The organism is Streptomyces ipomoeae 91-03 (genome assembly GCF_000317595.1).
GTDB lineage: Bacteria > Actinomycetota > Actinomycetes > Streptomycetales > Streptomycetaceae > Streptomyces > Streptomyces ipomoeae.
Genome location: NZ_AEJC01000095.1, coordinates 1 through 1,651, shown reverse-complemented (window position 1 = coordinate 1,651; position 1,651 = coordinate 1). Strand labels below are relative to the sequence as shown.

General features: G+C 68.7%; 1 protein-coding gene. It reads right to left on the bottom strand.

Annotated features, from left to right (window positions below; genetic code table 11):
- Window positions 1–1,651: 1,4-alpha-glucan branching enzyme (glgB, locus tag STRIP9103_RS06110; RefSeq protein WP_048819786.1), on the bottom strand; the 1,651-nt coding region annotated here is incomplete at both ends.

The following is a 1,651-nucleotide window of genomic DNA, read 5'->3' as shown; positions in this document are numbered from 1 at the left end:
CGGAGCCACACCGTCGCCAGCGGCGGCAAGGTGAGCCGGACGCTCACCGGCCGCCCATCACACGGCTCCGACTCGCTCGTCACCGGCTCGCGCGCCGTCACACCGCTCCCCCCATAGCCCCCGGCATCCGTGTTCAGCACCTCCCGCCACGCAGGGACGCCCTCCGGCACCCCCAGCCGATATCCCTCCCGAACGACCGGACTGAAGTGGGAGACGGCCAGCAGCGGCACACCCCCCGCGTCGAGCCGCAGAAAGGCGAAGACATTGTCGTCGGCGGCATCCCCCCGCACCCACTGGAACCCGGCCGGATCACTGTCCCGCTGCCAGAGGGACGGCGTGGCCCGATAGACACGGTTCAGATCCCGCACCAGATCCCGCACACCCCGATGGTCCGCCTCCGCCCCGTACGCCGGATCGAGCAGCCACCAGTCGGGCCCCTGCGGCTCGGACCACTCCGCGCCCTGGGCGAACTCCTGGCCCATGAACAGCAACTGCTTGCCCGGGTGGGCCCACATGAAGCCCAGGTAGGCGCGGTGGTTGGCGCGCCGCTGCCACCAGCCGCCCGGCATCTTCGACACCAGCGAGGCCTTGCCGTGCACGACCTCGTCGTGGGAGATCGGCAGCACGTAGTTCTCGCTGTACGCGTACACCATCGAGAACGTCATCTCGTTGTGGTGGTACTTGCGGTGCACCGGCTCGTGCCGCACATAGCTCAGCGAGTCGTGCATCCACCCCATGTTCCACTTGAGCCCGAACCCCAGCCCACCGGAGTCGGTCGGCCGGGTCACACCGTCCCACGCCGTGGACTCCTCCGCGATGGTCACCACACCCGGCGCCCGCCGGTAGACGGTCGCGTTCATCTCCTGGAGGAAGGCGACGGCGTCCAGGTCCTCACGCCCGCCGTACACATTGGGCGACCACTGACCGGAGTCCCGCGAGTAGTCGAGGTAGAGCATCGACGCGACCGCGTCCACCCGGAGTCCGTCGACGTGGAACTCCTCGCACCAGTAGACGGCGTTCGCGACAAGGAAGTTGCGCACCTCGCGGCGCCCGTGGTCGAACTCCAGCGTCCCCCAGTCCGGATGCTCGGCCCGTCGTGTGTCCCCGGGCTCGTACAGCGTCTCCCCGTCGAAGCGGGCCAACGCCCAGTCGTCCTTGGGGAAATGGGCGGGAACCCAGTCCAGGATCACGCCGATCCCGGCCCGGTGGAGAGCGTCGACCAGGTATCTGAAGTCGTCGGGGGTGCCGAGCCGTGCGGTGGGTGCGTAGAAGCCGGTGACCTGGTAGCCCCAGGATCCGCTGAACGGATGCTGGGCGACCGGCATGAACTCGACGTGGGTGAAGTCGAGGTCCTTGACGTACGCCGGTAGTTCATCGGCGAGCTGACGATACGTCAACCCTGGTCGCCAGGACGGCAGATGGACCTTGTAGACGCAGAACGGCGCCTCGTGGACCAGGATGTCGGACCGTCTCGCCATCCACTCCTGGTCGCCCCACTCGTAGTGCGAGGCCGTCACGATCGACGCCGTCGCGGGCGGCGCCTCCGCGTGGCGGGCCATTGGGTCGGCCTTGAGGAAGCGGTCGCCGTGGCGGGAGGTGATCTCGAACTTGTACCGGGCCCCCTCACCCACCCCCGGCAGGAACAGCTCCC